This window comes from Streptomyces doebereineriae, from assembly GCF_031845645.1.
Lineage (GTDB): Bacteria > Actinomycetota > Actinomycetes > Streptomycetales > Streptomycetaceae > Streptomyces > Streptomyces canus.
On the sequence record NZ_JAVREZ010000077.1, the window covers coordinates 1 to 644 of the forward strand.

Here is a 644-nt window from a genome sequence, read left to right on the forward strand (position 1 = left end):
AGACCGTCCTGGACCTCAGCCCACATCTCTTGCAACTTGGGATCATTCTGGCTGGCTCCTCCGGCTTCGGCCCTCTCCAAGCCATCGATCAAGTCGCTCAGCGCAACTGCGGAGCCGACCAAGGCAACATGCCACTTGTGCGCGAGCTCCCTGATATGACGCAACGCCTGTACCCGCTCCGGAGGAAGATCCGACGGTGGGTCCAGCTCCCCAGCGAGACGGCTGGGAGGTTCGCCATATCGAATGCCACGCCCGATGACATCAGCCAGTTTCTCGAACATGTCCGCCCACTCGTGCTGGTAGCGGGTTCGCACCTGGATCTCGACGGGCATGCCTTCCAGCTGAGCAATCACATGCACAGCTCTGTAACCATGGCTGGGCTGGACCCGTCGGTCGGTGACCCGTGGCTCTCGGCCTGGATCGGTGAACGCCCGCACGATCGCGGCGACAGCCGCGTCCTGCGTTCCTCGGTCACCATCAAGAACGACCCGCATGCCTGCGAGGTCTTGAATGCTCTTCAGCCATGACCCTCCCTGGCGCTCGAGCTTCTCCAGGATCGTGCCTGTGTTCTTCACGCGGCTTGTGGGTTCGAAGCCGAGCTCGCGAACCACGTCCAGAGCACGCCCCAGCATGTCGTCGTAGGC

1 pseudogene is annotated in these 644 nt (G+C 62.7%); it reads right to left on the reverse strand.

From position 1 onward, the window contains the following. Window positions 1-644, reverse strand: a pseudogene (locus RNB18_RS50775) (hypothetical protein); the annotation flags it as partial.